General features: G+C 35.3%; 1 protein-coding gene. It reads left to right on the forward strand.

Annotated features, from left to right (window positions below; all coding sequences use genetic code 11):
• Positions 1-841 precede the first annotated feature (841 nt).
• Positions 842-1,046 (forward strand): hypothetical protein (locus ACJQWY_RS06875; protein WP_407076988.1); only part of this gene is annotated, 205 nt, incomplete at its 3' end.

Raw genomic sequence — 1,046 nt, forward strand, 5'->3', positions numbered from 1 at the left:
CTAGTTTTTTAACTGATGAATATTTGTGTTCAACCATGTGTTCAATGTGTCCAATCTAGTGTTCAATTTAGTGTCCATCAAAGTGTTCAATGTGTTCATTTTAATTGAACAGTTACTTAATTAATAGGTGGTTTAATAAATAATTATATTATTGACATTGAAGATTTATCGGGGTAAGTTTATACCATAAACAATTAAATAAAAGACAAGCACCCAACAGGATTGGCGTCCTGAAGAGTGCTAGTGCAAAGAATATCGGAAGTATTCAAAGCACATTGTCCTTCAATTAATATGATAATTATAGATTATAATGATTGAAGACGTCAACCCATAAAAAAGACTTTAAATGGTGTAGACGGTTACAGTGTAGCTAAGAATGGCTAACTGTAATCGTCTTTTTATTTTGAAAAAATAAATGCACCGTGAATCCTGCTACGATACAGCTAATAAGTAAAACGAACTTATGGGAACAGATAAGCCTAGGTGGAAGCTGGGACGATACGTGAAGAGCCTTGCTCATTGCACTGTGGGAGCATAAAAGAGAAGCAGTGAAGCCGTTAATGGAAGCAGATGAGAAGTGAACACTACGTTAACGCCTATCTTGGTTGCGCTTGATAGAAAGAAATACAGCTTGCGGAAAGACCGTGTTGGCAACAGCACAGAGCTATTTTAGTGTATAAACGTTAGTGATTAAGCAGTTGCACTATAAACTAACGCCAAAGCGTTTATATGCCCGTGTGGGGTGGTCAGAACGGATAACGAATAAAATAGTACATGTAACAATGTAAGGCTCTTGAGATGCACAAAGTCGACTTCACTNTGTAATTTGGAGGTTTTATTAATGAAAGTTTCTTCTATTATTTTAGGTTTTTCGGCAGTTGTAGGTATATTTACAACTAGTTATGGAGTGATAAATCCTATTTCAGCAAATGCTGAGAGTAATCGGCATGTTGTTTATGTTGATCAAGATCATGGTGAAATAGAAATGGATTTTAATGGAGATATCGTTTCGGCTAGTTCTGAAAATTTGAGTAATAAGAACATTA

Origin of the sequence: Weissella kandleri (genome assembly GCF_045504165.1) — a bacterium.
Lineage (GTDB): Bacteria > Bacillota > Bacilli > Lactobacillales > Lactobacillaceae > Weissella > Weissella kandleri_A.